Annotated in this window: 24 protein-coding genes, 1 tRNA gene and 1 rRNA gene; 6 read left to right on the top strand and 20 right to left on the bottom strand. The window is 49.3% G+C overall.

Annotated elements, in window-relative coordinates:
• Positions 1–231: 231 nt before the first annotated feature.
• Positions 232–786: a hypothetical protein gene (locus tag Q0757_RS16650; protein WP_298789248.1), complete on the bottom strand. Its 555-nt coding sequence runs from the start codon at positions 784–786 to the stop codon at positions 232–234.
• Between the two features lie 492 nt (positions 787–1,278).
• Between Q0757_RS16650 and Q0757_RS16655 the strand changes: the two genes are divergently transcribed.
• The 3 genes from Q0757_RS16655 (at position 1,279) to Q0757_RS16665 (ending at position 4,200) form a co-directional block, all read left to right on the top strand.
• Positions 1,279–1,755, top strand: a complete 477-nt coding sequence (locus tag Q0757_RS16655) for a universal stress protein (protein WP_298789249.1) — start codon at positions 1,279–1,281, stop codon at positions 1,753–1,755.
• Between the two features lie 46 nt (positions 1,756–1,801).
• A complete protein-coding gene (locus Q0757_RS16660) occupies positions 1,802–3,259 on the top strand; it encodes a DUF2254 domain-containing protein (protein ID WP_298789250.1) in 1,458 nt (485 codons plus the stop codon).
• Positions 3,260–3,492: 233 nt separating this feature from the next.
• Complete coding sequence (locus tag Q0757_RS16665; protein ID WP_298789251.1) at positions 3,493–4,200, top strand: Na-translocating system protein MpsC family protein; 708 nt, start codon at positions 3,493–3,495, stop codon at positions 4,198–4,200.
• A 590-nt stretch (positions 4,201–4,790) separates the two neighbouring features.
• Here the strand turns inward: Q0757_RS16665 and Q0757_RS16670 are convergent.
• From Q0757_RS16670 to groES, 8 genes are all read right to left on the bottom strand, one after another.
• Positions 4,791–5,912 (bottom strand): sorbosone dehydrogenase family protein, encoded by a 1,122-nt coding sequence (locus tag Q0757_RS16670; RefSeq protein ID WP_298789252.1) that lies wholly within the window; start codon positions 5,910–5,912, stop codon positions 4,791–4,793.
• A 136-nt stretch (positions 5,913–6,048) separates the two neighbouring features.
• Entirely contained in the window at positions 6,049–6,993 is a 945-nt protein-coding gene (trxB, locus tag Q0757_RS16675; RefSeq protein ID WP_298789253.1) for a thioredoxin-disulfide reductase, read from the bottom strand.
• Positions 6,986–7,420, bottom strand: a complete 435-nt coding sequence (gene arsC / locus Q0757_RS16680; protein WP_298789254.1) for an arsenate reductase (thioredoxin) — start codon at positions 7,418–7,420, stop codon at positions 6,986–6,988. Before arsC ends, trxB begins: the two co-directional genes overlap by 8 nt.
• Before the next feature lie 47 nt (positions 7,421–7,467).
• Positions 7,468–7,812, bottom strand: coding sequence for a metalloregulator ArsR/SmtB family transcription factor (locus tag Q0757_RS16685; protein WP_298789255.1), 345 nt, complete (start codon positions 7,810–7,812; stop codon positions 7,468–7,470).
• An 87-nt stretch (positions 7,813–7,899) separates the two neighbouring features.
• Positions 7,900–8,874: a Gfo/Idh/MocA family protein gene (locus Q0757_RS16690; RefSeq protein WP_298789256.1), complete on the bottom strand. Its 975-nt coding sequence runs from the start codon at positions 8,872–8,874 to the stop codon at positions 7,900–7,902.
• A gap of 178 nt (positions 8,875–9,052) precedes the next feature.
• Positions 9,053–9,880, bottom strand: a complete 828-nt coding sequence (locus Q0757_RS16695; protein ID WP_298789257.1) for an Ltp family lipoprotein — start codon at positions 9,878–9,880, stop codon at positions 9,053–9,055.
• Positions 9,881–10,298: 418 nt separating this feature from the next.
• Positions 10,299–11,945 carry a chaperonin GroEL gene (groL, locus tag Q0757_RS16700; RefSeq protein WP_091616789.1) on the bottom strand — a complete coding sequence of 549 codons (1,647 nt, stop codon included), beginning with the start codon at positions 11,943–11,945 and terminating at the stop codon, positions 10,299–10,301.
• Positions 11,946–11,989: 44 nt separating this feature from the next.
• Entirely contained in the window at positions 11,990–12,274 is a 285-nt protein-coding gene (groES, locus tag Q0757_RS16705) for a co-chaperone GroES (protein ID WP_298789258.1), read from the bottom strand.
• Positions 12,275–12,623: 349 nt separating this feature from the next.
• On the opposite strand from groES, the gene Q0757_RS16710 reads away from it, so the two are divergent.
• Positions 12,624–13,349, top strand: a complete 726-nt coding sequence (locus tag Q0757_RS16710; RefSeq protein ID WP_298789259.1) for a CPBP family intramembrane glutamic endopeptidase — start codon at positions 12,624–12,626, stop codon at positions 13,347–13,349.
• A gap of 55 nt (positions 13,350–13,404) precedes the next feature.
• The gene (locus Q0757_RS16715) at positions 13,405–13,539 is read left to right on the top strand and encodes a YdiK family protein (RefSeq protein ID WP_298789270.1); all 135 of its coding nucleotides are present in this window, start codon (positions 13,405–13,407) and stop codon (positions 13,537–13,539) included.
• 68 nt (positions 13,540–13,607) lie between these two features.
• Here Q0757_RS16715 and Q0757_RS16720 read toward each other — a convergent pair whose 3' ends face one another.
• Complete coding sequence (locus tag Q0757_RS16720) at positions 13,608–14,255, bottom strand: redox-sensing transcriptional repressor Rex (RefSeq protein ID WP_298789260.1); 648 nt, start codon at positions 14,253–14,255, stop codon at positions 13,608–13,610.
• A 170-nt stretch (positions 14,256–14,425) separates the two neighbouring features.
• Here Q0757_RS16720 and Q0757_RS16725 point away from each other — a divergent pair, with 170 nt between their 5' ends.
• Complete coding sequence (locus Q0757_RS16725; protein ID WP_298789261.1) at positions 14,426–16,366, top strand: ABC-F family ATP-binding cassette domain-containing protein; 1,941 nt, start codon at positions 14,426–14,428, stop codon at positions 16,364–16,366.
• A gap of 59 nt (positions 16,367–16,425) precedes the next feature.
• Here Q0757_RS16725 and tsaD read toward each other — a convergent pair whose 3' ends face one another.
• From tsaD to pxpB, 10 genes are all read right to left on the bottom strand, one after another.
• Complete coding sequence (tsaD, locus tag Q0757_RS16730; protein ID WP_298789262.1) at positions 16,426–17,445, bottom strand: tRNA (adenosine(37)-N6)-threonylcarbamoyltransferase complex transferase subunit TsaD; 1,020 nt, start codon at positions 17,443–17,445, stop codon at positions 16,426–16,428.
• Positions 17,432–17,893, bottom strand: a complete 462-nt coding sequence (rimI, locus tag Q0757_RS16735) for a ribosomal protein S18-alanine N-acetyltransferase (RefSeq protein WP_298789263.1) — start codon at positions 17,891–17,893, stop codon at positions 17,432–17,434. The genes tsaD and rimI overlap by 14 nt, the downstream gene beginning before the upstream one ends.
• A complete protein-coding gene (gene tsaB, locus Q0757_RS16740) occupies positions 17,890–18,603 on the bottom strand; it encodes a tRNA (adenosine(37)-N6)-threonylcarbamoyltransferase complex dimerization subunit type 1 TsaB (RefSeq protein ID WP_298789264.1) in 714 nt (237 codons plus the stop codon). Before tsaB ends, rimI begins: the two co-directional genes overlap by 4 nt.
• Positions 18,581–19,054 (bottom strand): tRNA (adenosine(37)-N6)-threonylcarbamoyltransferase complex ATPase subunit type 1 TsaE, encoded by a 474-nt coding sequence (gene tsaE / locus Q0757_RS16745; protein WP_298789265.1) that lies wholly within the window; start codon positions 19,052–19,054, stop codon positions 18,581–18,583. The genes tsaB and tsaE overlap by 23 nt, the downstream gene beginning before the upstream one ends.
• 22 nt (positions 19,055–19,076) lie before the next feature.
• A complete protein-coding gene (gene thiL / locus Q0757_RS16750; protein ID WP_298789266.1) occupies positions 19,077–20,069 on the bottom strand; it encodes a thiamine-phosphate kinase in 993 nt (330 codons plus the stop codon).
• 209 nt (positions 20,070–20,278) lie between these two features.
• Positions 20,279–20,355, bottom strand: a tRNA-Met gene (locus tag Q0757_RS16755).
• A 10-nt stretch (positions 20,356–20,365) separates the two neighbouring features.
• Positions 20,366–20,482, bottom strand: a 5S ribosomal RNA gene (gene rrf, locus Q0757_RS16760).
• 78 nt (positions 20,483–20,560) lie between these two features.
• Positions 20,561–21,532 (bottom strand): biotin-dependent carboxyltransferase family protein, encoded by a 972-nt coding sequence (locus Q0757_RS16765; protein ID WP_298789267.1) that lies wholly within the window; start codon positions 21,530–21,532, stop codon positions 20,561–20,563.
• Positions 21,529–22,293 (bottom strand): 5-oxoprolinase subunit PxpA, encoded by a 765-nt coding sequence (locus tag Q0757_RS16770; RefSeq protein ID WP_298789268.1) that lies wholly within the window; start codon positions 22,291–22,293, stop codon positions 21,529–21,531. The genes Q0757_RS16765 and Q0757_RS16770 overlap by 4 nt, the downstream gene beginning before the upstream one ends.
• Positions 22,290–23,012 carry a 5-oxoprolinase subunit PxpB gene (gene pxpB / locus Q0757_RS16775; RefSeq protein WP_298789269.1) on the bottom strand — a complete coding sequence of 241 codons (723 nt, stop codon included), beginning with the start codon at positions 23,010–23,012 and terminating at the stop codon, positions 22,290–22,292. Before pxpB ends, Q0757_RS16770 begins: the two co-directional genes overlap by 4 nt.
• Positions 23,013–23,167: the final 155 nt, after the last annotated feature.

Genomic DNA, 23,167 nt, shown 5'->3' on the forward strand with positions numbered 1-23,167 from the left:
GAAGATATGTTTCAACGGCAGGGTTAACTTCAAGGCTGGAAGAGGACAGCCGTTTACACAAAATTATTGACGGTCCCAAATTTATTTACTTCGGGTAATAGATTTGGTTACATTTATATAAACCTATTTAAAAAATTCCCCCAGGGCATCCAATTCGAAACACTGAATTAACACCCGTCCTCAATACAAAAAAAGAACGCCTTGTATGACGTCCTTTTTTGTCTATCTGCTTTAATCCTCCGGCGCCTTCTCCACCTGCTCAAGCACTTTATCGCTTTCGGCAATGCTTCCATTATCAAAATGAGTGGCGCCAAACAACGGAGCCTCATCGTAATCGTTAACGTACTCATCCAAATCATGATAAATACGGTGCGTCCAACGGGCAGCCTGCTGAACTTTTTCTTTTTCAGGCTTTGCTTCAATAACCTGCTGCCAGCGGACAGCATTATCAAAATCCTTTCGCAGCTGTGGGTTCTCAATTTTGTCTATTATTTCCTCAGTATCTTCAATCCGGGTGCTGATATCACCAAAGTTGTCCGCCGTCACATTATCAATGGCCCCATAGCCGGTTTGTTCGTTCCAATATCTGTGAGCCTGCTGTATATGAGTACTCACTTCTGTATGTATACCGGAAACGTCTTCTGTTGCTTCCTTCGGTTCCTTTAACACGACGCCATCCTCTGTTGTATTCTTTCCCAGGCTGAAGGGAGTAAAGAAGTGCAGCAGTGCAAGCACTCCTGGTACAATCAAAAGACTAACCCCTGCGACTATGCCTGCTGTTTTCAACGATAGTTTTATGATGAACTCCCCCAGCTGTTATCTCTTCACTGACAGTGTACCTGCTGCACACGTTCCCCGGCAAGCGATACCGCTGCCCAAAAATATGTTTTAAGCTTTCCACTTCCGGTTATTATAATATTATGGTAAGATCTTAATTGGTTATTTCATTAAAGATAAATAAATCCGGCAGGAATGCTTAGATATAAAGCTAAAGCATAAGCCACAAAAGAGGTTTTCCTCCTTTGTGGCTTTTTTATGAGACGGCTCTTCCCCCCAGGGATTCTGATTTAAATAAAAGCAGAACCTTTTGTACCGCCGCCGGCTTTCGCCTTACTTTTCTTTCTTACGGAAATACCAAAAACAATATTGATTTACCAAATATTCGATGATGGCAGCAATGTTGGGATAATAAAGCCCTTTAACATAAGCCGGAAAAAGAGACTTTCTTTTTCTGGCTTTTTTTATTGTCAAAATCCGTCTCTGGAAAGGAAGAATGCTATGAGTCGTTACAAACAGATACTGGCTGGCCTGGACGTCCTTGAAACTCCTTCGTACGATGCTTTCGAAGAAGCATGCGCTATGGCTCTTGAACACGGGGCATCTTTAGTACTTGCTTTTGTTTTTGAAGAACACCGGTATGCAAATCTGCAGCACATCGATCCCGGAGCTGTTCGCTATTTAAAAGAAAAGGCGGCTTATCATCTTCAGGCTTACAAAGAAGAAGCGAAGCGTAAAGGCGTTACAGATGTTCAAACAGTAGTTGATGCCGGCGTTCCGGAAAAGCAATTGGCCCGTCACCTCTGTCGTGCGTACAGCGCCGATTTAATCCTCGTTGGAGAAACCGGAGGACCTGCTTTTGAACGTCTCCTGCGCGGGAGGCGGTCCCGGGCCGTGGCTGGCAAAGCATCCTGTGAAGTACGGGTCGTCCGGAATAGCCGGCTGGCTGCATTAGATGCCTATCCCCGGACAGAATAACCTAAAAATTTGATCTATATTGCCACAGTAAAGAAAGGAGGAAAGTATGCGCCAATTAATGCCTAAATTCATCAAAAAAATACAAAGCATTTCCAAAAATCAGCGGTGGTATGAGCTCCGCTCAAGCCTGTGGCCACTCCCAATGATCTACACCTTGATTGCAGTGATCGCGGCCTTTGCCGCCTATGGTATTGAGTTCGGTTTTCACCCGGCGCTGCCCCTGGGATCTTTTCTCACAGTTGATTACGCATTAACAGAAATGATATACAGTACGCTTGCCTACGGAATATTAATGATTCATGCGTTTACGTTCAATATGATTTTAATCGTTTTAACCAGCTTTTCCGGCCAGTTCACACCCCGCGTTTTGTTCAGCTTTATTGCAGACCGCCGGACCCTGCATGCCATTGGTGTTTTTAATTTATCCTACTTTTATATTCTTATTAGCTTTTTTATGCTGGATTCTTCTATCAGCGAATATGTTATTTTTCCAGTCCTCGGAGTTACGGCCGCTTCAGTATCTGCAATCAATTTTATTTTATTTATTAATCATGCTGCCAAATGGATGCAGGTGGCAAACCTCACTAACAACCTGAACGAACGCTCACAGAATATCATTACAGCTACAAATGAGCAGGATTTACAAGAGCACCGCCCGTATCCGGATAAGGAATACCGTCTTCCTCAGGATTCGCCGGTTTATTCCATTGCCTGTTCTTCTGGAGGCTTTTTGCAGCTCGTTGATTTTAAACGTCTGATCGCTCAGGCAGAAAAGGACGGACTCGTCGTGTATCTTGAACGGAGGGTCGGTGATTATCTGCTCGAGGGGGATACGTTGTTTTCCTACCAGCGGTACGACGAAAAGCCAGAAACTCCTGTAAATGAACAGACCTATCTGCAGTTTTTGTTTATCGGTAACAAAAAAACAGAGATGCAGGATATGAATTTCAGTGTACGAAAATTAACAGAGATTGCCTTGAAAGCCATCGGAAACAATGAGCCTTCCACTGCGGAGGATGCCATTTACCAGCTCGCTGATTTAATCAGTTCCATTTCCGGCACTGCCTCCCACAGACCATACCTGGTCGATGCAAAGGATGAGGCACGAGTCGTGATGAAGGAAAGTACTTTCGCCTATTATGTATACGCCGCCTTCTCACCTATTGCAGAAGCCGCTAAAAAGGATATTAAAATTACCAATTGCGTGCTTGAATCTCTTTATTTGCTGGCTGATTCCCTTGGTGGAAAAGCACCAGGCGTGTGCTGGCATTATGCACAAAGCATTGCCCGGAATTTCGAAGGCAAAATGCCGTTTGATTATGATCAGAGCGAATGCTTCAGCTACCTCCGGGCTGTGTCCGAAGCTGCCGGGCAGCGCGAATCCTTTAACAGCCTGATGGAAGAGCTCGAAAAAGGCGAGCATATAGATAAAGAGACCGCCACGGCTTCCCCCGTCCTATACACCCATGAACAGCAGCAGGAAAAAGCCTTCAGCGACGCTTAAAGGTGTTTTTATGAACAAATTCTGGGTATGAAAATAAAAAGTTGTACTATTCAACCACTTTGACCCGAGGCTTTTGTATATTACGCCGGGGAGGCGAGGCTGTTGATTACTCATGGCAGCGGCTCTGTCACCGCCTGTACGCTATAAAAGCATCAGGTGCTGCCAAGCCGCAGCTGTACTTAATCAACTGCATTAGTTTAATCAATTCAAGACAATGAACAAGAGGTGAAAATATGGCCGAACATTCTGCGCCTGCACAAATAGAAGAACAACAAAAACAAATCGGAAGCTATCTCGGCAGAGTGCTTCGCGATCATTTCGGCAAAGGGCCGGAATCCGTTTATGTGAGCGTTGATCCCTGCTGTATTGTCATGCATATACGTAAGTTTTTATCTCCAATTGAAAAAGTAATGCTCGACCAGAGAGACAAAAGTGCCGTGGAGGAATTACGAGAAACCATGATGGCAAAAATGCTTCCTGAAATCGAGCATTATATTTCCACTCTCCTGGATATCGAAGGCTGGGAGTTCTATTTTGACTGGAACATCGAAAACAAATCGGGCGTCATTACCGGCTTCCATCCTGATAAACTGAAAGAAAAGCAGGAAAAGAACCGCACGCCGCGCCAGGAGGATATTAAGCAGGCGATCCAGCGTGTCAGTGAAGAAGTAGGGAAAAGCCCGGATGAAATCACTGTCCATCCCGTAAACGAGCGGACGATGCTCGCTGTACGCACGGGCGGTCTGATTTTAATTGAAAAAGAATTAATCAGAACCGGGCATTTGGATATTTTGAAATCAACGAAGCGCCTTCTTGAAAAAGAAGAACTCTATAAAGAAAAATTTGATTCTATATTTGGCACTACAGTCCGCGATATTTTCGTCGACTGGGACTTTGACCGGGACCGGAGCCTCGTCGTCTTCATTACGGACCCTGTATAGCATACAGACTGTAGGCAATCGTCGTTTTGTAAACCTGCAGCCCAGCTGAAAAATATGTTGCCGGGCATTACTATATATATAGAAAAAGATGTCTTGGACAGAAAGAAAAAAGCCACTATAACTAGAGGTAGAGGAAATCATATTTTTAACATATTTATTCATTTCCAACCAATAACGGCTCCGAAGCAAAGATGAGAATGCTTTCGCTTTAAGCCATTCCTAAAAGAAACCTTCTTTAGGAATGGCTTTTTTTGTACCTTCAGATCCTAAACAAGCTTCATAGTAGGACTATCCAGCCTTTAAGCATTATTACTATAAAAGAAAGGAGCAGCGAACATGATAGCCACTTTAATCATAGCCGGCTATTGCGGGCTTTGTTTTACCCTCCTGGCTAACCCTTTACCGCCTAAAAAATAACAGAATCATTGCCTAGAATTGTTTGCTGAAAATCTTTTTAAGGACCTGCCCTGCAGTATCCATTCGCAGGCAAAAAGGCTGAAGCAACAAATACTGGTCGGTTCAGCCTTTTTTATATTATTCCAGTATTCAATTTCTTTTATCATGCCAATCAGCGAAAATACTGTAAATAACTATTCATCCAGAGTAAGCCTCAGCAGACGGTCATCGTTTTCTGCCGGCGTCCCTCTTCCGTCGGTATTATTTGTAAGAAGGTAAACATCTCCATCTTCGGTTTTAACGTCACGGAGCCTGCCTTCTCCTTCAAATACGGCACTCATCTCTTCTGCTTCTTCATTAAAGACATACAGGCTCTCACCCCGAAGTCCTGCTACCAGAAGAGTATCCTCGAAAAAGGCAGTACCGGAAGGCGCCCAGGTAGTATTTCCCGATTGAATCACCGGGATTTCCAGCCCTTCTGCTGATTCACTGCCGGTAATTTCCGGCCAGCCGTAGTTAGTTCCCGGTTCGATTACGTTGATCTCATCCTGGGCGTTCGGACCGTGCTCCGAGCTGTACAGCTGACCATCGCTGTTCCATGCGAGTCCCTGCGGGTTCCGGTGCCCGTAGCTGTACACATAAGAATCTTCAAACGGGTTCTCCTCCGGCACCTCTCCGTCGAACGTCATTCGCAGTATGCTGCCTGCCAGGCTTTCTTCATCCTGCGCAAGCGAAGGCTCGTCCGAATCTCCGGCAGTAGCATATAAATAACCATCGGGCCCGATTTCCAGCCGGCCTCCGTTATGAATACGGCTCCCCGGAATGTCATCAAGCAGCACCTCTGTTTCATTCCACCGGCTGTCTTCCCGCTCCACAGCAACCACTCTGTTGGCGAGTGTCCCATCATTTTTACGATACGTGTAATACGCATAGCCTTCCGAAGAGTCAGCAAAATCCTCGGCCAGCACAAAGCCAAGCAAGCCGCCCTCCCCTTCATTTGCTACTTCATCACTCGTATTAAGCGAAAGGCGTTCTGTTTCTCCATCACTCACCTCAATCATCTCGCCCCCGCGGTTGGTCATATAGTACTTGTCTTCATGAATGTTTAACGACCACGGGACATCGAGATTTTCCGCCACCACTTCTACGTCCCAGTCTCCTGTTTGTGCTTCAGAAACTGAATCAGCGGGCTCTCCGGATTCTTCAGCATTTTCTTCCGGTCCTCCATCGTTCTCCTCCGCACTGCATCCGGCAAGAAACACTGCTCCGAAGACCAGCAGTCCGATTGTATTTTTTCTGCATGGATGGATTATCACTTCACCTCTCCTTTCATGAAAACGGCACAAGGTCTTGGAAAACCACTTACTCTTATCATAATACTATCATAAAAAACCGCCCTGGCTGCCATTTGACAGCCAGAGCGGTTAATTATAGGTTACCGGGCCGGAGCGCTTACACTTTGACCGCGTTTTTCAGTTCTTCCACGTACTGCTGCGCCGTCTGCGCCGCAAGCGACCCGTCGCCGGTCGCCGTCACGATCTGGCGCAGGAACTTGTCCCGGATGTCGCCGGCGGCGAACACGCCCGGAATCTTCGTTTCCATTTCCTCGTTCGTTTCGATATAGCCCTCGTCGTTCGTGATGCCGAGGTCGAGAAACGCCCCGTTCAGCGGCAGCAGCCCGATATAGATGAACGCGCCGCTCGTTTCGAAGTCGTAGTCCTCGCCGGTTTTCAGGTCCATGAGCGTGACGCTTCCGACCTTGCCGCCGTCGCCGTTGATGGTTTTTACGACCGTGCTCCATTTGAAGTCGATCTTGTCGTTCACAAACGCCCGCTGCTGCAGGATCTTCTGTGCCCGCAGCTCGTCGCGGCGGTGAATGACGGTCACCTTATCGGCAAACCGGGTCAGATACACCGCCTCCTCGACGGCGGAATCCCCGCCGCCGACGACCACGATGTCCTTGTTGCGGAAGAAGGCGCCGTCACACACCGCGCAGTAGGACACGCCGCGGCCGCCGAGCTCTTTTTCGCCCTCGACGCCGAGCTGCTTGTACTCCGCGCCGGTCGCGATGATGAGCGCGCGCGTTTTATACACTTTATTGCCGGCGTAGACGGTTTTGTATTCCTTGCCGTCCTCGACACGGGAGACGTCGCCGTAGGCGTACGCGGCGCCGAACTTCTGGGCGTGCTGGAACATTTTCGTCGACAGGTCGGGCCCGAGAATATGGTCAAAGCCCGGGTAGTTTTCCACGTCCTCGGTGTTGGCCATCTGGCCGCCGGGCACGCCGCGCTCGAGCATGAGCGTGTCCATTTCCGCCCGGGAGGCGTACACCGCCGCGGTCATGCCGGCCGGGCCGGCGCCCGCGATAATTACATCATAAATCCGTTCTTCAGTCATAAAACGACTCCTTTCCTTCTTCAGCAAATCTCTGAATATGGTTTTTAATTTCATCACGTACACGCTGGAAAACTATCCAGCGTTCGTTCTCTGTACCCTCTGCTTTTGCCGGGTCGTCAAAGCCCCAGTGCTCCCTCGTTACGTGCGGTGGGGTCATTGGACATTTATCGTTTGCATCGCCGCAAAGCGTGACCACCATGTCCGCGTTGTTTAAATATTCCGGGTCGATCATGCTCGACTCCTGCGTGGAAATATCGATGCCGACTTCGTTCATGGCTTCGACCGCCTTGGGATTCAGGCCATGGGCTTCGATACCGGCACTACGGACCTCCCAGTCATTTCCCAGGAAATAATGGCCAAACCCTTCTGCCATCTGGCTGCGGCAGGAATTACCCGTACATAAAAAATACAATTTCTTTTTGCTCATGGCTGCATCCTCATTTCACAAAATATTAATTTCAGCGGTGATGGTCCTCAGTCGCAATTAATACGCAGACCATCCCGTTCCAGCTGCTGCAGCTTTTCGTTCTGGTCGGGCACATGGCGGAGAATGTCCTCTACCATACCGGCAGAAGGATGCTCCTGGTTAAACGAATAAAAAATCCAGTGTCCCTTCCGCTGTTCTTTGACCAGGCCGGCGTCCCGGAGCTTTCTGAGATGCTGGCTCACCGACGACTGCGACATATCCAGAAGCTCCACAAATTCACATACGCAGCACTCGTGGTTCTGTACAAGGCCGACAATGGAAAGACGGGTGTTATCGCCCAAAAGCTTCAGCACAGAAGCAGTGTCTTTAATTTCCGGTTTGATCTTTTCCATACGTTCACCTACCATCGTTTTATTATATAAGCATATGCTAATATAAAATTCGCCAAACGTCAATAAATAACGCTCAGCAAAGACCCTTTAATAATATTCTTTTACTAATTCCGCCATTACCTGATTAGTACGGAACGCTGTTTTGCCAGTGCTTGGACAGGCTCCTTTTCCAAGCAGTTCATCAATAATAGATTGAATATGGTAATACTGGATATGCTTCGGATGCTCGATATAAAAAGACTCTTCGCCGGCTTCGTTTAGAAGGATAATCGGCTTGTCGTCAAACGTCGAAAACGTTATTTCCCCCTTTGTGCCGACGATACGGTTATCGTCCTCTTTACTATAGGAGGAGAAATTCCATACCCCTATCCCGACACCACCGTTCTCAAATTTCCATGTGCCGCTTACCGTATCTTCAGCCGGGTAGGAATCAGCCAGGTTCACCGCAGAACCCTTTACCTCGTTTAAAGGGCCGAGCAGGTAATCAAAGAGATCCAGCGTATGAGAGCCTACATCATAGAATAGCCCTGCGCCGCTTTTTTCGGGGATTACCCTCCACGGCCATTCTCCGTTTTCATCTTTTTGAACGATGGGCTGGGTCTGCTGGATAGAAGCAAACCGCACCTCTCCAATGCTTCCGGCATTCAGCAGCTCTTTCACCTTTCGAAAACGAGGAAGAGATCTTCTATAGTAGGCAACAAACAACGGCACACCATGATTTTCGCAGGCTTTTATCATTTCTGCGCATTCGTCCGTGCTGCCTGCCATCGGCTTTTCCACATATACAGGCTTGCCTGCTTCGGCAGCCATGATCGTATATTGCTTGTGCGAAGAAGGCGGCGTCGCAATATAAACGGCATCCACTTCGTTGTCGTGGATAAGATCCTCCGCTTTATCGTACCAGCTGGGAACCCCGTGGCGTTTCGCATAATCCTTCGCCTTTTCTCCATTTCTTCTCATTACCGCCTGCAGGGAGCTGTTTTCGGCGAGTTGAAAGGCAGGACCGCTTTTCACCTCTGTCACATTGCCGCACCCTATAATGCCCCATCGTATGTTTTTCATAGCGTTTCCTCCCAAATGAAATTCACTTTACGGATTTTGCATATATAAACCCGATATCCAAATTAAATCATATAAGATAAAAGAATCCTACAAGAGAAGATATCCATGTTATTGTAAAAATCATTACCTATGAATAAAGGGAGCAGCTTTTGCTGTTCCCTTAAAATCAATATGTCAATTACAAACCGACCTGGCCGGCAGCATATGTGGCATGCTCCGTGCTGAACCCTTCAAAGGTCAATTGATCAATCAGGCCCTGTCTTGAAAAAGAACTGTATTCCAGATAATCCTCCGCACTACTAACTGCCTGCTCCTGCCAATCCACACTAATGTTTTCTACACCATGAGCAGCCTCCGAGGAGCTGAAACCATCATATTCTAATTGCTCGATTAATCCTGATTCAGAGAATGCCGTATACTCCAGATAATCTTCGGCCTGAGCGACCGCCTGCTCCTCCCAGTCAACTGAGATGTTTTCTACAGCATATGTTGCATCTTCCGTGCTAAAGTCCTCATATTCCAATTGTTCGATCAACCCTGATTTAGAAAATGAAGTGTAATCTAGGTAGTCCTGAGCCTGGCTCACTGCCTGTTCCTGAGAAACAGATCCGCTGGATTCTTCTTCAGCTTCACGCTCTTCCTCTTCCTTCGCTTCCTGTTCGGCTTCTTCTTCAGCCTGACGTTCTTCCTCTTCTTTTGCTTCCTGCTCAGCTTCTTCCTCAGCCTGACGCTCTTCCTCTTCCTTGGCTTCTTTTTCTTTCTCTTCTTCATTCTTTTGCTTATCAGCTTTTTGTTCATCCGAAGCTGCTGTGGCATCTTCTGCTTCCAATTCAACAGCATCTTCAGTCGTTTTTTCACTAGCTATTTCTGTAGAAGAATCAGTTGGAACTAGTATAACAAATAAAATTAAAGCATAAATAATTGAAGCTATAATCATCTTCCACTTCACCCCGGAACGATACCCCGGAATCCGCTTATACCATTTTTTCTTTTCTTTATACCTCATTAAAATCCCTCCTTTTACATATATTGGTTACATTTTACCATGGTAAAGTGAAGCTGGCAATACACTGCGGTAGCGCCTTTATATGATTTTGGCTGCATCGAATAGAAGGTCTGAAAAGATTATTGGAAACTTTGCGATTAACGGATTCCTTGAGTGTCCAGTTTGCTTTATTAGTGGTTGGATTGATTGCCTAACAGGCAAGCACTTTGGCGTTCACATGAGCAAAAGCCATAAAAAAGCTTCCCACAAGTTCAGTGAACTCATGAGAAGCTTAAAGTAAATCCTATTTAAATGTTAGCAAAATGTTAGCATTCTGCTCATGTTCATTAAAGCTGGGTTATAGCATGGGATTGAACGGAGCCCGGACGAAAACCGCGACGTCCTGTCGCAGCGTCCGGGTGACCAACATCCTGTTGGCCTACATCATGCCGCCCATTCCGCCCATGCCACCCATGTCTGGCATGCCGCCGCCGGCACCGCCGCCATTTTCTTCTGGGATGTCGGCGATAACTGCTTCGGTTGTCAGGAACATGGAGGATACGGACGATGCGTTTTGCAGCGCGGAGCGGGTAACTTTTGTAGGATCGACAATACCTGCGTCAATCATGTTTACCCATTCGCCGGTCGCTGCGTTGTAGCCGTGTCCGACTGCTTCTGTTTTCAGGCGCTCAACGATAACGGAGCCTTCAAGGCCTGCGTTATGCGCAATCTGACGGAGTGGTTCTTCGAGGGCACGGAGAACGATTTTCACGCCGGTTGCTTCGTCGCCTGTAGTGTTGTTCATTTCTTCTTCTACTTTTTTGTAGACGTTCATCAGCGCGGTACCGCCGCCGGAGACAATGCCTTCTTCTACTGCTGCGCGTGTAGAGCTGAGGGCGTCTTCGATACGGAGTTTGCGCTCTTTCATTTCCGTTTCAGAAGCTGCGCCGACTTTAACAACGGCTACGCCGCCGGCAAGCTTCGCGAGGCGCTCCTGAAGTTTTTCACGGTCGAATTCGGAAGTCGTTTCTTCCATCTGCGTACGGAGCTGTGTTACACGGGCACCGATTGTCTGTGGATCGCCGCTTCCTTCTACGATCGTGGTGTTGTCTTTATCGATCGTGATTTTGTTGGCGTGACCGAGCTGATCGATCGTCGCTGTTTTCAGATCAAGACCTACATCTTCTGTAATGACTGTACCACCGGTAAGTGTAGCAATGTCTTCAAGCATTGCTTTACGACGGTCGCCAAAGCCTGGTGCTTTCACTGCTACTGCGTTGAATGTGCCGCGCAGCTTGTTAACTACGAGCGTTGCAAGCGCTTCGCCTTCCACATCCTCTGCGATGATGAGGATTGGACGGTTCTGCTGTACAACCTGCTCAAGCAGCGGAAGTACTTCCTGAATGCTTGTGAGCTTTTTGTCCGTGATTAAAATATACGGATTATCAAGCTCTGCCGTCATGGATTCGTTGTCGGAAACCATGTATGGAGACGCATAGCCGCGGTCAAACTGCATGCCTTCCACAACTTCAAGCTCCGTATCAAGGCCGCGGGATTCTTCGACTGTGATAACGCCGTCGTTGCCCACGCGCTCCATGGCTTCTGCAATGATTTGGCCGATTTCTTCAGATCCTGCAGAAATCGCGCCAACCTGCGTGATGGATTCTTTGCCTTCAATCGGCTTGCTGACGTTACGGAGCTCTTCGACCGCTACTTTGGTCGCGTTCTCCATGCCGCGGCGGATACCCATTGGGTTCGCGCCGGAGGTAACGTTTTTCAGGCCTTCCTGAATCATAGCCTGGGCAAGAACGGTTGCTGTTGTTGTACCGTCACCGGCAATGTCGTTCGTTTTGCTGGCAACCTCGGATACGAGCTGCGCGCCCATGTTTTCGAAGTTGTCTTCGAGTTCGATTTCTTTGGCGATGGTTACACCGTCATTGGTGATAAGCGGGGAGCCGAACTTCTTCTCCAAAACAACGTTGCGGCCTTTCGGTCCAAGCGTCACTTTTACAGCGTTTGCGAGTTCGTCCACACCGCGGAGCATCGCGCGGCGGCCGTTTTCACTAAACTTAATATCTTTAGCCATGATGAAATCCTCCTAATGTAATAATGATTTCGAAATGAAGCTGATTACTGAACTACAGCGAGGATGTCGCTTTCGCGGACGATTAAATAATCTTTGCCGTCGTATTTCACTTCTGTGCCTGCAAACTTCGAATAAACGACGATATCGCCTTCGTTTACTTCCGGCGTTACGCGTTCACCGTTGTCTTTTACAGCTCCGGCACCAACAGCCACCACGCGTCCTTCCTGTGGTTTCTCCTGGGCGGAGTCCGGCAGCACAATACCGCCAGCGGTTTTTTCTTCTGATTCTACCTGTTCGAGTACGAGTCGATCACCTAAAGGCTTTAACAAGGAAAACAACCTCCTTAGAATATTTTCATCGTCCGTTATATGTAACGGGAACGACAGTAACAACATTGTTGTTAGCACTCTTTCTATCCGAGTGCTAAACCCAATTATTATATTAATCAACCTGGGCTTTGTTTGCAAGAGGGAAGCGAAAATTTTTTCTTTCTTTTCCCATTCCGGCGCTTGATGGCACCTTCACTCACATTCCCTGCTAATTATTTTATTAATCTTCTATTTCAAAATTGTCATAAATTCGCAAGCGCTCTCTTTATTCTTCCTGCAGGTACCTGTGATACAATTAGAGCGTTCGAAACTGGATTTAACCGAGAGAGATTAGGAGTGATCCCCTTCCATGGCCGCACGTTACTGGAGCATTGTTATTATTTATGTACTTATGCAGCTTTCGGGCATCGTTGCCGTCCCGGCCCTTTTGGCTGTAGGCAGCTTTGATTCCGCACAGCAGGCTTCGTACTTCTGGATTTTTGCGAGCTTTATCGTCGCTTTGATTGTTATTTTGATTCTGCTGATTCCTGAAAGAGGCCAAAGTCTTGCGTTTAATAAACCAAAAATGCCTTGGCCAAACTCCATCGCCTGGGTTTTTATCGGGTTCGCCCTCGCCTACGCCGGCCAGATCGCCGCCGGTTTGATTGAACAGAACCTGCTCGGCATCGATACGGCGTCTGAAAACACGGCGCAGATCATCGAGCTTGTTAACAGCATGCCGGCCTTTGTCATTATTGTAGCTGTGATCGGCCCGATTCTCGAAGAGCTTGTGTTCCGTAAAGCCATATTCGGCTCGCTGTACAAACGGACAAACTTTTTTATTGCCGCTATTATCAGCTCCCTGATATTTGCTGCCGTGCATTTGGATTTCACTCATCTGCTTGTCTACACCATGATCGGCTTTGTATTCGCTTATTTGTATGTCAAAACCGGCCGGATCATCGTGCCGATAATCGTCCACTCTATCATGAATGCATTTGTAGTCGGTATTCAGGTATTGTTCCAGGATGAAATTGAGCGCATGATGCGTGAAGCTGAAAGTGCACTTATTCTGCTTGTTCAGGGGTTGATGTAATATGAAAGCTTCTACCGCTGCTCTTTTCTACTTTGTGCTGGGCGGAGTGCTGCTGATGTTTACGTACTTTTCCGTCAGTGAGTCCTCCTGGTCGTTCTGGAGCATTCTGCTCGCCGCCTTTGCCGCGTATGACCTCGTGATGGGCTTTAACTACCTGCGCCTCATGTCGGAGCAGAAAAAGAAGAAATAGCAAAAGGGACCGGCCAGCATTCAGGCGGTCCCTTTTTAATGGATCAATATACATTACCCACTGTCGGCCTATTCGCTTTCCAGCGGGTAATTTTTCAGAAAATACACGAGTGTCTGCAGCTCGATGGCAAGATCAATATGATGCACGCGCACAGTCGCAGGAACCGACAGGCGGGCCGGGGTAAAGTTTAAAATGCCGCTGATGCCTGCCTCCACCAGTTTTTCTCCGGTCGTCTGGGCCGCAGCGGACGGCACCGTGAGCATCGCTACGGAAACGTTATGCTCTTCAAGCTTTTCCGCCAGATCGTCGGTGTGATACACCGGAACGTTGCCGATCTGCTCTCCGACCATGTCTTTATTGATATCAAATGCAGCCACAATCCGGGTGTTTTCATTTTTGGAGAAATTGTAACGAAGCAGCGCCCTTCCCAGGTTCCCCACGCCAAGAAGCACTACGTCGGTGGCCTCGTCCTGGTCCAGGGTGGTCCGGAAAAACGACAGCAGGTACTGTACATTGTAGCCGTACCCTTTCTTGCCAAGTGCACCGAAATACGAAAAATCCCTGCGGATCGTTGCCGAGTCCACCTTGACCGCCTCACTCAATTCGGTTGAGGACACGCGGGTTTTCCCTGTTGCATACAGGCTTTCCAGAAATCGATAATATAGGGGCAGCCGCTTTGCGGTAGCCTGCGGAATTTTTTGCTGGTCTGTATTCATAATTATTTCCACCTAAATGTATTGTCATCGTCTGTAGACAGTATAGCATGTGTCCCCACGAAAACGTACCGAAACGCTTACCACGCGCGAGGCTTATCCTGTTTCGCGTTTCACGGAAAAGTACGATACACTGATAATATCAGAGATGTTATTAAAGGAGCTATATAAATATGATTTTACTTCAATGTTCGGGTGTCACCAAGTCTTTTGGTGCAGAAACCGTACTTGATCAAATAAAACTCGAAGTAAAGGAAGGCGAACGGGTCGCACTGGTCGGCAAAAACGGGGCCGGCAAATCCACCCTCCTGAAAATTCTTGCCGGGGAATCCTCGTATGATTCTGGCTCCATCACGATGCCAAAGGGCACGACGTTCGGGTATCTGGAGCAGCACACCGGCTTAAACAGCGATAAAACCATGTGGGATGAAATGCTCGAGGTTTTTACCCATCTGCAAAAAGCTGAAGCCGAGCTGCGCCGCATGGAAGCAAAAATGTCCGAGCCTGGTATTATTGACGACACCAGCGCCTACGAAAAGCTGATGGCTGACTACGACCAGCGCCAGCAGGAATTCGAAGCCCGTGGCGGCTACCGCTATGAGTCCGACATCCGCACGGTGCTGGCCGGCCTCGGCTTTGGCAGCTTCTCTCTCGAAACGCCGGTACAGTCGCTAAGCGGCGGTCAGAAGACTCGCCTTGCCCTCGGCAAGCTTCTGCTGTCACGGCCCGATCTCCTGGTTCTTGACGAGCCGACCAACCATCTCGATATGGATACCCTCCGCTGGCTCGAGCAGTATTTAAGCAGCTATCCGGGTGCCGTCCTGATCGTCTCCCACGACCGGTATTTTCTGGACCAGATTGTGACGAAGGTGTATGAAATCATTCATAAAAAAGCCCGTTTGTTCTACGGCAATTACAGTGCGTTTCAGGAAAAACGGGCCGAGCTGTTTGAACAGGAAATGCAGGCCTATGAAAAACAGCAGAAGGAAATTGCCGAGCTTGAAGACTTTGTGCAGAAAAATATTGTGCGCGCCTCTACAACCAAACGGGCCCAGAGCCGCCGGAAAAAGCTCGAGAAAATGGACAAGCTCGATAAACCGCAACGGGACGGCAAATCCGCCTCCCTGCGCTTTGAGATTGACCGGCAGAGCGGAAACGATGTACTAAAGGCAGAAGACCTTACCTTCCGTTTTGATGATAAGGCGCCCGTTTTTGAGCATTTAAATGTACGCGCCCAGCGCGGCGAGAGCATTGCGCTGATCGGACCGAACGGAACGGGCAAAAGTACCTTTTTAAAAACGATCAAGGGAGATCTTGAGCCGGATGAAGGGCATATTCAGCTCGGAAGTAAAGTGGATCTTGGCTATTACGATCAGCAGCAGGCGGAGCTGAATTCGGGCAAGACCGTGCTGCAGGAGCTGTGGGACGAATATCCGCTTGAAAACGAAAAGGACATCCGCACGGTGCTCGGCCAGTTTTTATTTACCGGCGAGGACGTGCTGAAGCAGGTGTCTGACTTAAGCGGCGGGGAAAAGGCGCGCCTTTCGCTTGCTAAAATGATGATGCAGAAGTCGAATTTCCTGCTGCTCGATGAGCCGACCAACCACCTTGATCTCGACAGCAAGGAAGTGCTTGAAGACGCCCTGATCGATTACCCGGGAACAATTCTGTTCGTTTCCCACGACCGGTATTTTCTGAACCGGATCGCGACCCGCATTCTTGAAATGGGCGGCGGCGACGTCCGCAATTACATCGGGGACTATGATTATTATTTGTTCAAAAAGGAGGAAGAGCGGGAAAAAGCGGCGCTCCAGGCAGAGCGTGAAGGACCGAAGCCTGAAGACACCGGCGCAGCAAAGTCTTCATTTGCAGACGATAAAGCAGCCAAGCGCGAGGCCCGCAAGCGGCAGCGCCGCATTGAACAGATTGAACAGGATATTGAAGCCAAAGAGCAGCTCGTTGAGGAGCAGGAAGCCGCTTTGTTCGAACCTGACGTATACGAAGACCATGAAAAGGCCGCCGGCTATCAGTCGTCGATTAACGAACTGAGAGGCGAATTGGAACAGCTGATGGAAGAATGGGAAGAACTGCAGCTCGAAGAATCCAGCTCCTAATCATATTCCCTTTATACAGCAAAGCCCGTGTCTCAGCAGAAGAGAACACGGGCTTTTTGTTACGTATGAAGCGGCAGGCCGGGCACGCCGTTTAAATCCATACCGGAAAAATTCCCTTTTTTCCAGTTGATATAGGCAGCAGCTCCGATCATGGCTGCATTATCGGTACATAAATGCAGCGGTGGTATCTGCAGCTTGATGCCGCTGTCTTTGAATTTCTCTTCCATCGCTGTCCGAAGACCGCTGTTCGCTGCCACGCCTCCGACTACCATCACCTGCTTCACCCCGAAGGCTTCTGCTGCCCGGGCTGTTTTTTCCGTCAGCACGGTAATGACACTCTGCTGAAAGCTTGCCGCAACGTCCTCCGGAGCTAATTCTTCCCCGCGCTGGCGGGCGTTGTGGAGCGTGTTCATAACAGCAGATTTCAAGCCACTGAAGCTGAAATCATACGAGCCCTCCTCGAGCCAGGCAACGGGCAGCGGTACGTCCGGAGCTCCGGCTTTAGCCAGCTTATCGAGCTCCGGTCCGCCGGGATACGGCAGGCCGAGAGTACGCGCGACCTTGTCATATGCTTCTCCCACGGCATCATCTCTGGTCTGGCCAAGCAGCTCATACTCCCCTTCCTCCTGGATAAGCACCAGCTCGGTATGGCCCCCGGACACGACGAGCGCAAGAGCAGGGTATTCCCATTCCTCCTCAAGCCGGGTCGCCTGAATATGGCCTGCAATATGATGGACGCCGATCAGCGGCAGCCTCTTCGCGTACGCTGTCGCCTTCGCGGCATTTACGCCGACAAGAAGGGCACCGACAAGTCCGGGACCTTCCGTTACCGCTACGGCGGACAAATCGGAAAACGTGCTTCCCGCTTCCTCAAGCGCCTGCTCCATGACCTGGGTGATAGCTTCTGCGTGATGTCTCGAAGCAACCTCCGGCACAACGCCGCCAAAGCGTTTATGACTTTTCATCTGGGAGAGGACAACGTTGGACCGGATCCCCGTACCGTTTCTGATCACTGCAGCAGCTGTTTCATCACAGCTCGTTTCCACAGCCAGAATATCTATTGGTTCACGCTTGTTCATTCATATTCACCCACATTACTATCGCATTTTCATTATTATCCATGTAATAATTTTTTCGGACCCCGCCGGGCACAAATCCGAATTTATCGTACAGGTTCCGGGCGGTCTCATTGGTTTCACGCACTTCAAGCGTCATCGTCCGGGCTCCGTAAGTATAGGCAACTTCCATTAAATTGGCCAGCAGCTCCTGCCCGATTTTCCGTCCGCGGTAGCGTGAATGCACCGCAATATTGGTTACATGCGCCTCGTCAATAACAATCCATACCCCGCAGTAGCCGACAATTCTGCCTTTGACTTCTGCCACCAGATAATGGGCAAACTGGTTATTGTATATTTCATTTTCAAACGCACGCCGGCTCCATGGCATTGAAAAGGCATTATGCTCTACCTCCATCACGTTGTCGATATCGTCGGCACTCATCATACGGATCAGTATTTCTGCTTTCATTCGGATCTCCCGCTTTGGGCTTTCTGCCAATTTTTTTCTGCCTCAGCAAGCTGGGCATATTCCGGCACCACCGCGTGTGCATCCATTGCTTTGCCGGCGATGCGGGCCACACGGATGATCTCAGCCGGACGGATCGTCTGTGCCGTCCAGTCCGCAAAAACCGCCCTACTGCCGAGCCGTTCCTGGATCAGCTCCTGCCGGCTTGCCGTGTCTTCGCCGACAAACAGAATTTGCTTCTCCATCTGTTCGAGCGTCTCCAGCCAGTCCGGAAGCAGAATGATCTGATCCTTTATCTGGCGTGCTACGGCGTTTTCTCCCGAACTTCCGGAAAAAGCCGCTGTATAGACCTGATTTCTCCGTGCATCAATCAGGGGAGAAACGAGGCCTGGAAACCCGAGACCGTTTTGGGCAAATACCTGAAGCGTCGATACAGGATAGAGCGGAATATTTAAGGCCCAGGCCATTGATTTAGCCGTCGTTACTCCGATGCGCACGCCGGTGTAGGAGCCTGGCCCCGTCGTTACTGCTACCGCATCCAGATCGTCCGGGGCAAGGCCGCTTTCTTTCATCAGTGATTCCACCGCCGGCATCAGCCGGACGGAGTGATTTTTTTTAATGTTGGTCGTATATTCACCGAGGATTTTCTGTTCATCTGCAAGGGCGATACCCAGCACGTGCGTGGACGTGTCAATTGCGAGCATTTTCATCATTCTGCAACTCCTTCATCTTTGCCTTCCACCGCTCGCCAACGGCCGTCAAAGTCAATTTCCTGCTCGTTTCCCCGGTGTACTGAATATCTATTTCCAGACGATCCTCCGGCCATTCTTCCAGGCGGACCGGCCATTCTAAAAGTGACACTCCGCCTGCCTCAAAGTATTCTTCAATTCCGATTTCCTCCGCTTCCTCTTCTGAAAGCCGGTAAAGATCAATATGAAACAAAGGCAGCCGCCCTCCGTATTCTTTAACGATCGTAAAGCTTGGACTATTTACCATTGTGGTAACTCCCAGGCCTCTGGCAAAGCCTTTGGCAAAATGTGTTTTTCCTGCTCCAAGGCTTCCGAGCAGCCATATCTTATCATCTGCCTCCGCATACCGGCCCAAAAGCTCTCCCCACGCCGCCGTTTCCTCCGGAGACGAAGTGCCGATAATCCACTCTGACATAGCGCTTCTTCCTTTCTGCTGCTTATGATGAACGAAAATGGTTATAGCCGGATTTTTCCAGCCTGGTACGGGAGCCGTTTTCCTGCAGGAAGACCTCCCCGTTCCCTGCTGAAACCTTCCCGATCGCATACAGCGCAAGTCCGGCTTTCCGGAATTTGCTGCTGAGTTCTTCCCAAACGGAAGAAGGTGCTGTTCCGACCAGCTCGAAATCTTCTCCACCGTAAAACATATGCTTTTTCATTGTTTGCATTTCCAGCTGCTCCATCGCTTCGTGGACGGGCAGCCCGGAAAAGTCCAGTTCTATCGAAACACCGCTTGCTTCTGCAATCTCACAGCATTCGCTTGCCAGCCCGTCACTTATATCATTTAAAGCCGTACGGCCGCCGTATTCCACCAGCAGCCGCCCCGCCTCTACCTGGGGCACCGGGCGCTGGTGATAGGCAATTAATGCTTGTTCCCGCTCAGAGTAAGCCGCATCCTTTGTCCGTTCGAGCAGAAGTTCAAGCCCGGCTGCCGACATACCGACAGGGCCGGTTAAAAACACAATATCACTGGGTTCTGCAGAGCTTCGGAGCAACTGCTGCTTTTCTTCCACTGCCCCGATCACTGTAATGCTCACCATTAAGTCGCGCCGGGAGGACACTGTGTCCCCGCCAATCATATCCATATGATATCGTGCGCCCAGTTCATTCATTCCCCGGTACAGTTCGTTTAGTTCCTCTTCGGACCAGCTGGGCGTTACCGCAATCGATATCACATAAAAATGTGGCACCCCGCCCATAGCGGCGACGTCGCTAATGTTTGCAGCCAGTGCTTTAAAGCCGATGTCAAAGGGATTCATGGTATCTTTGCGGAAATGGACATCTTCAATCATCGTATCCACACAGACAATTTCATTCATCTGCGCAAGCGGCCGGTATACCGCCGCATCATCACCTATCCCTACCTCCAGACGCTCCTGGAAGATTTGTGTTGGTTTGCGTTCGTTAATCCAGTCAAATTCATCGTTTGGCATAAACTGCTCCTCAATGATCTCTCTTAATAGTCTCCTGCTAGTTTATCGCATTCTTGCAATCGCGTACAGTAAACGAAAAGGACCTCTTCACGTTTATCCAAAAACTACCCTCTGCGCTTTCTGCACAAAGGGTAGTCTGGTTTCCGGTTTCGTTATTGTATCTTATTTCATAAAAAAAAGCCTTGCCGGCTTTGATGGATTAGTATAATTGGTTGCGGGAGGAGGATTTGAACCTCCGACCTCCGGGTTATGAGCCCGACGAGCTACCAGACTGCTCTATCCCGCGATTTGGTATAGCGCGGCGACGATCTACTTTCACGGGGGGAGAACCCCCGGCTATCATCAACGCTGAAGAGCTTAACTTCCGTGTTCGGCATGGGAACGGGTGGATCCTCTTCGCTGTTGTCACCGCACTATGTATGGTGTCTCTCAACAAGACAATTATAATCTTATCACGCAGGACATATGAACACAAGGGGTTTTTAAATATTTTATCGCCATTTTTTATTATTTACTGCAAAGTACACGTCTTCGAGCGAACGATGCAGCTGCCTGAAAGCAATCTGCGCTTCCTCAAGCGTCACCTGTTCAAACATCACAGAAGCATTTGGCTGCAATTGGGCAGCTTTCGACAAATCGGCACTGATGACATTTAACACGCGGGCGTAACCTCCCGTCGTCTGCCGGTCGGCCATTAAAATCATCGGCTGACCGTCTGAGGCCAGTTGAACAGTTCCAAACGCCACACCATCCGATATAATATCCCCAGTGTGATGAAAAGACACTTCCGGGCCCTCGAGCCGGATACCCATACGGTCAGCTTCCTGGGTCACCACGTAAGCTTCCCGAAGCAGCCTCGTCCCAGCTTCCGCTGTTAATGTATCAAATTCCGGGCCGGCCACCACCCGGAGCGTCTGTTGTTTTTCATAGACCGGGATACTCGCTTTGGGGAGCCGGCGTTCAAAGGGGCGGGGGCTGTCATGCACGGTGCCCCGATACAAGATGTCGCCGCCTTCAAGCTCCCGGCCTTCCATGCCCCCTATGCCAGCTTTTGTGTATGTCGAGCGGCTGCCTAAGACCATTGGCACCTCCAGGCTTCCTGCCACGCAAAGGTAGGCACGTGCTCCGTGTGCCGGCCCTTTAAAGGTCAGCTCGTCACCCTCATAAATTTTTCTCGTGGCCCACATTGGAATCGATTCGTTATTTATCTGTGGCTGCAAATTTCCGCCTGTAACCGCAATAACCGTATCTTCATGAAATGTAAGGGCCGGTCCCATTAAGGTCAGCTCCAGCCCGGCTGCGGACAGAGGATTACCGCAGAGAGCGTTCCCCATTTGAAGTGCATACATATCCATCGCCCCAGATGCCGGCACTCCGAGGTGCTGATATCCGATCCGGCCTGTATCCTGGATGGTCGTAAAGAGTCCTGCTTTTCGCACGGTGCAGACAGGCGTTTTGTTCATATAAATTCCCCCGCTGCCTGCACTGAAGCTCCGTGATGCTCCAGCTGCTCCCTTAAATGTTGAATAAACAGAACCGCCTGCTCGTTATCCCCGTGTACACATATGGTATCTGCCTCCATAGCTACTTCTGTGCCGTCCACTGCTTTAACTGCTCCCTTTTGAAGGACCTCGAGCACCTGGGCAGCGGCTTCTTCAGGTTTATCGAGAAAGGCGTTCTTTTCCGTTCTTGGAGTCAATGTTCCCTCAGCAGTGTACGTACGGTCTGCAAACATTTCCTTTGCTACCTTAAGGCCGGCTCTTTCCCCCGCTGCCTGCAGTTCTGTATGGACAGGGGCAAATAATAGGAGATGCTCATTAAAATCCTTCACCGCCCGGGCCACTCCCTTTGCAGCCGCTGGATCGCGAAGAGCCGCGTTGTATAAAGCCCCGTGCGGTTTTACGTGCTGCATCTGCACCTCTTCTGCACAGCAAAAGGCATGGAGCGCCCCAATCTGGTAAAGACAAAGCTGATAAATATCATCCTCGGCCATTGCTATGTATCTTCGGCCAAACCCTTCCTTATCCCAAAAGCCAGGATGGGCACCGACAGCCGTGCCATACTGTTTGGCAAGGGCAACAGTACGCGCCATCACTGCCGAATCTCCCGCGTGGCCGCCGCAGGCAACGTTTGCCGATGAAACTAAAGGAATCACCTTCTGATCCATACCCAGTGTATAAATGCCGTAGCTTTCTCCCAGGTCGCAATTTAAATCAATGGTCACGCCTCTTCCTCCTCTTCTACACGGATGCTGTATTCTCCACGGTCGACAGATTTTTCAATTTCAGCATACTCTCTATATCCCACCGGCTCGAACCGGAGCAGATGGCCCGGGGTTAAAAGCGCAGGTTCGTCATTCGCTGCGTTAAACAAAGGAACGGGAGTTTTACCAATGATATTCCACCCGCCCGGGCTGTCAATCGAATAAACCCCTGTCTGAGCGTCGGCTATACCAACTGAGCCTGCTTCCACTTTCGCTCTTGGTGTTTCGAGGCGGGGGGTATGAAGTCGTTCGTCAAGCCCGCCGAGATAAGGAAATCCCGGAGTGAAGCCCAGCATATAAATAAAATAGGATACACTACTGTGCAGCTCTACGACTTCCTCTACAGATAGTTCTTTCTCTGATGCAAGACGTTCGATATCCTGTCCAAACGATACGTCATAACAAACTGGCAGATAATACGTTTTCATTGCACCTTCCGATGCTTCGTCCATATGCCCAAACACGTGATAAATGAACTTGTAAAGACGTTCATACTGTATTTGCAGCGGATCATAATATACGGTCAATGCCCGGTAGCCTGGGACGCACTCACTTACCCCTGCTGGCTTTTCTTTTTTTAAAGCTTCATACAGCCGGTGGACCTTCCGGTTTACGGAGGGGGAAATCACATTTTCAAATTGCACACTCAAGGCATGATCCCCAATAGGCAAAATATCCATACAACTTTCCCCTTTTCCTGATGATTAGTATGTTTATTGTAGCATAGAGAAAAAGGAAAAAAATATAAAAAAACCGCCTCCCTCCGAAAAGGGAAACGGTTTAACTCGCCCGGCAGCGATCTACTTTCACGGGGGGAGAACCCCCGGCTATCATC

Origin of the sequence: uncultured Marinococcus sp., assembly GCF_947493875.1 — a bacterium.
Lineage (GTDB): Bacteria > Bacillota > Bacilli > Bacillales > Marinococcaceae > Marinococcus.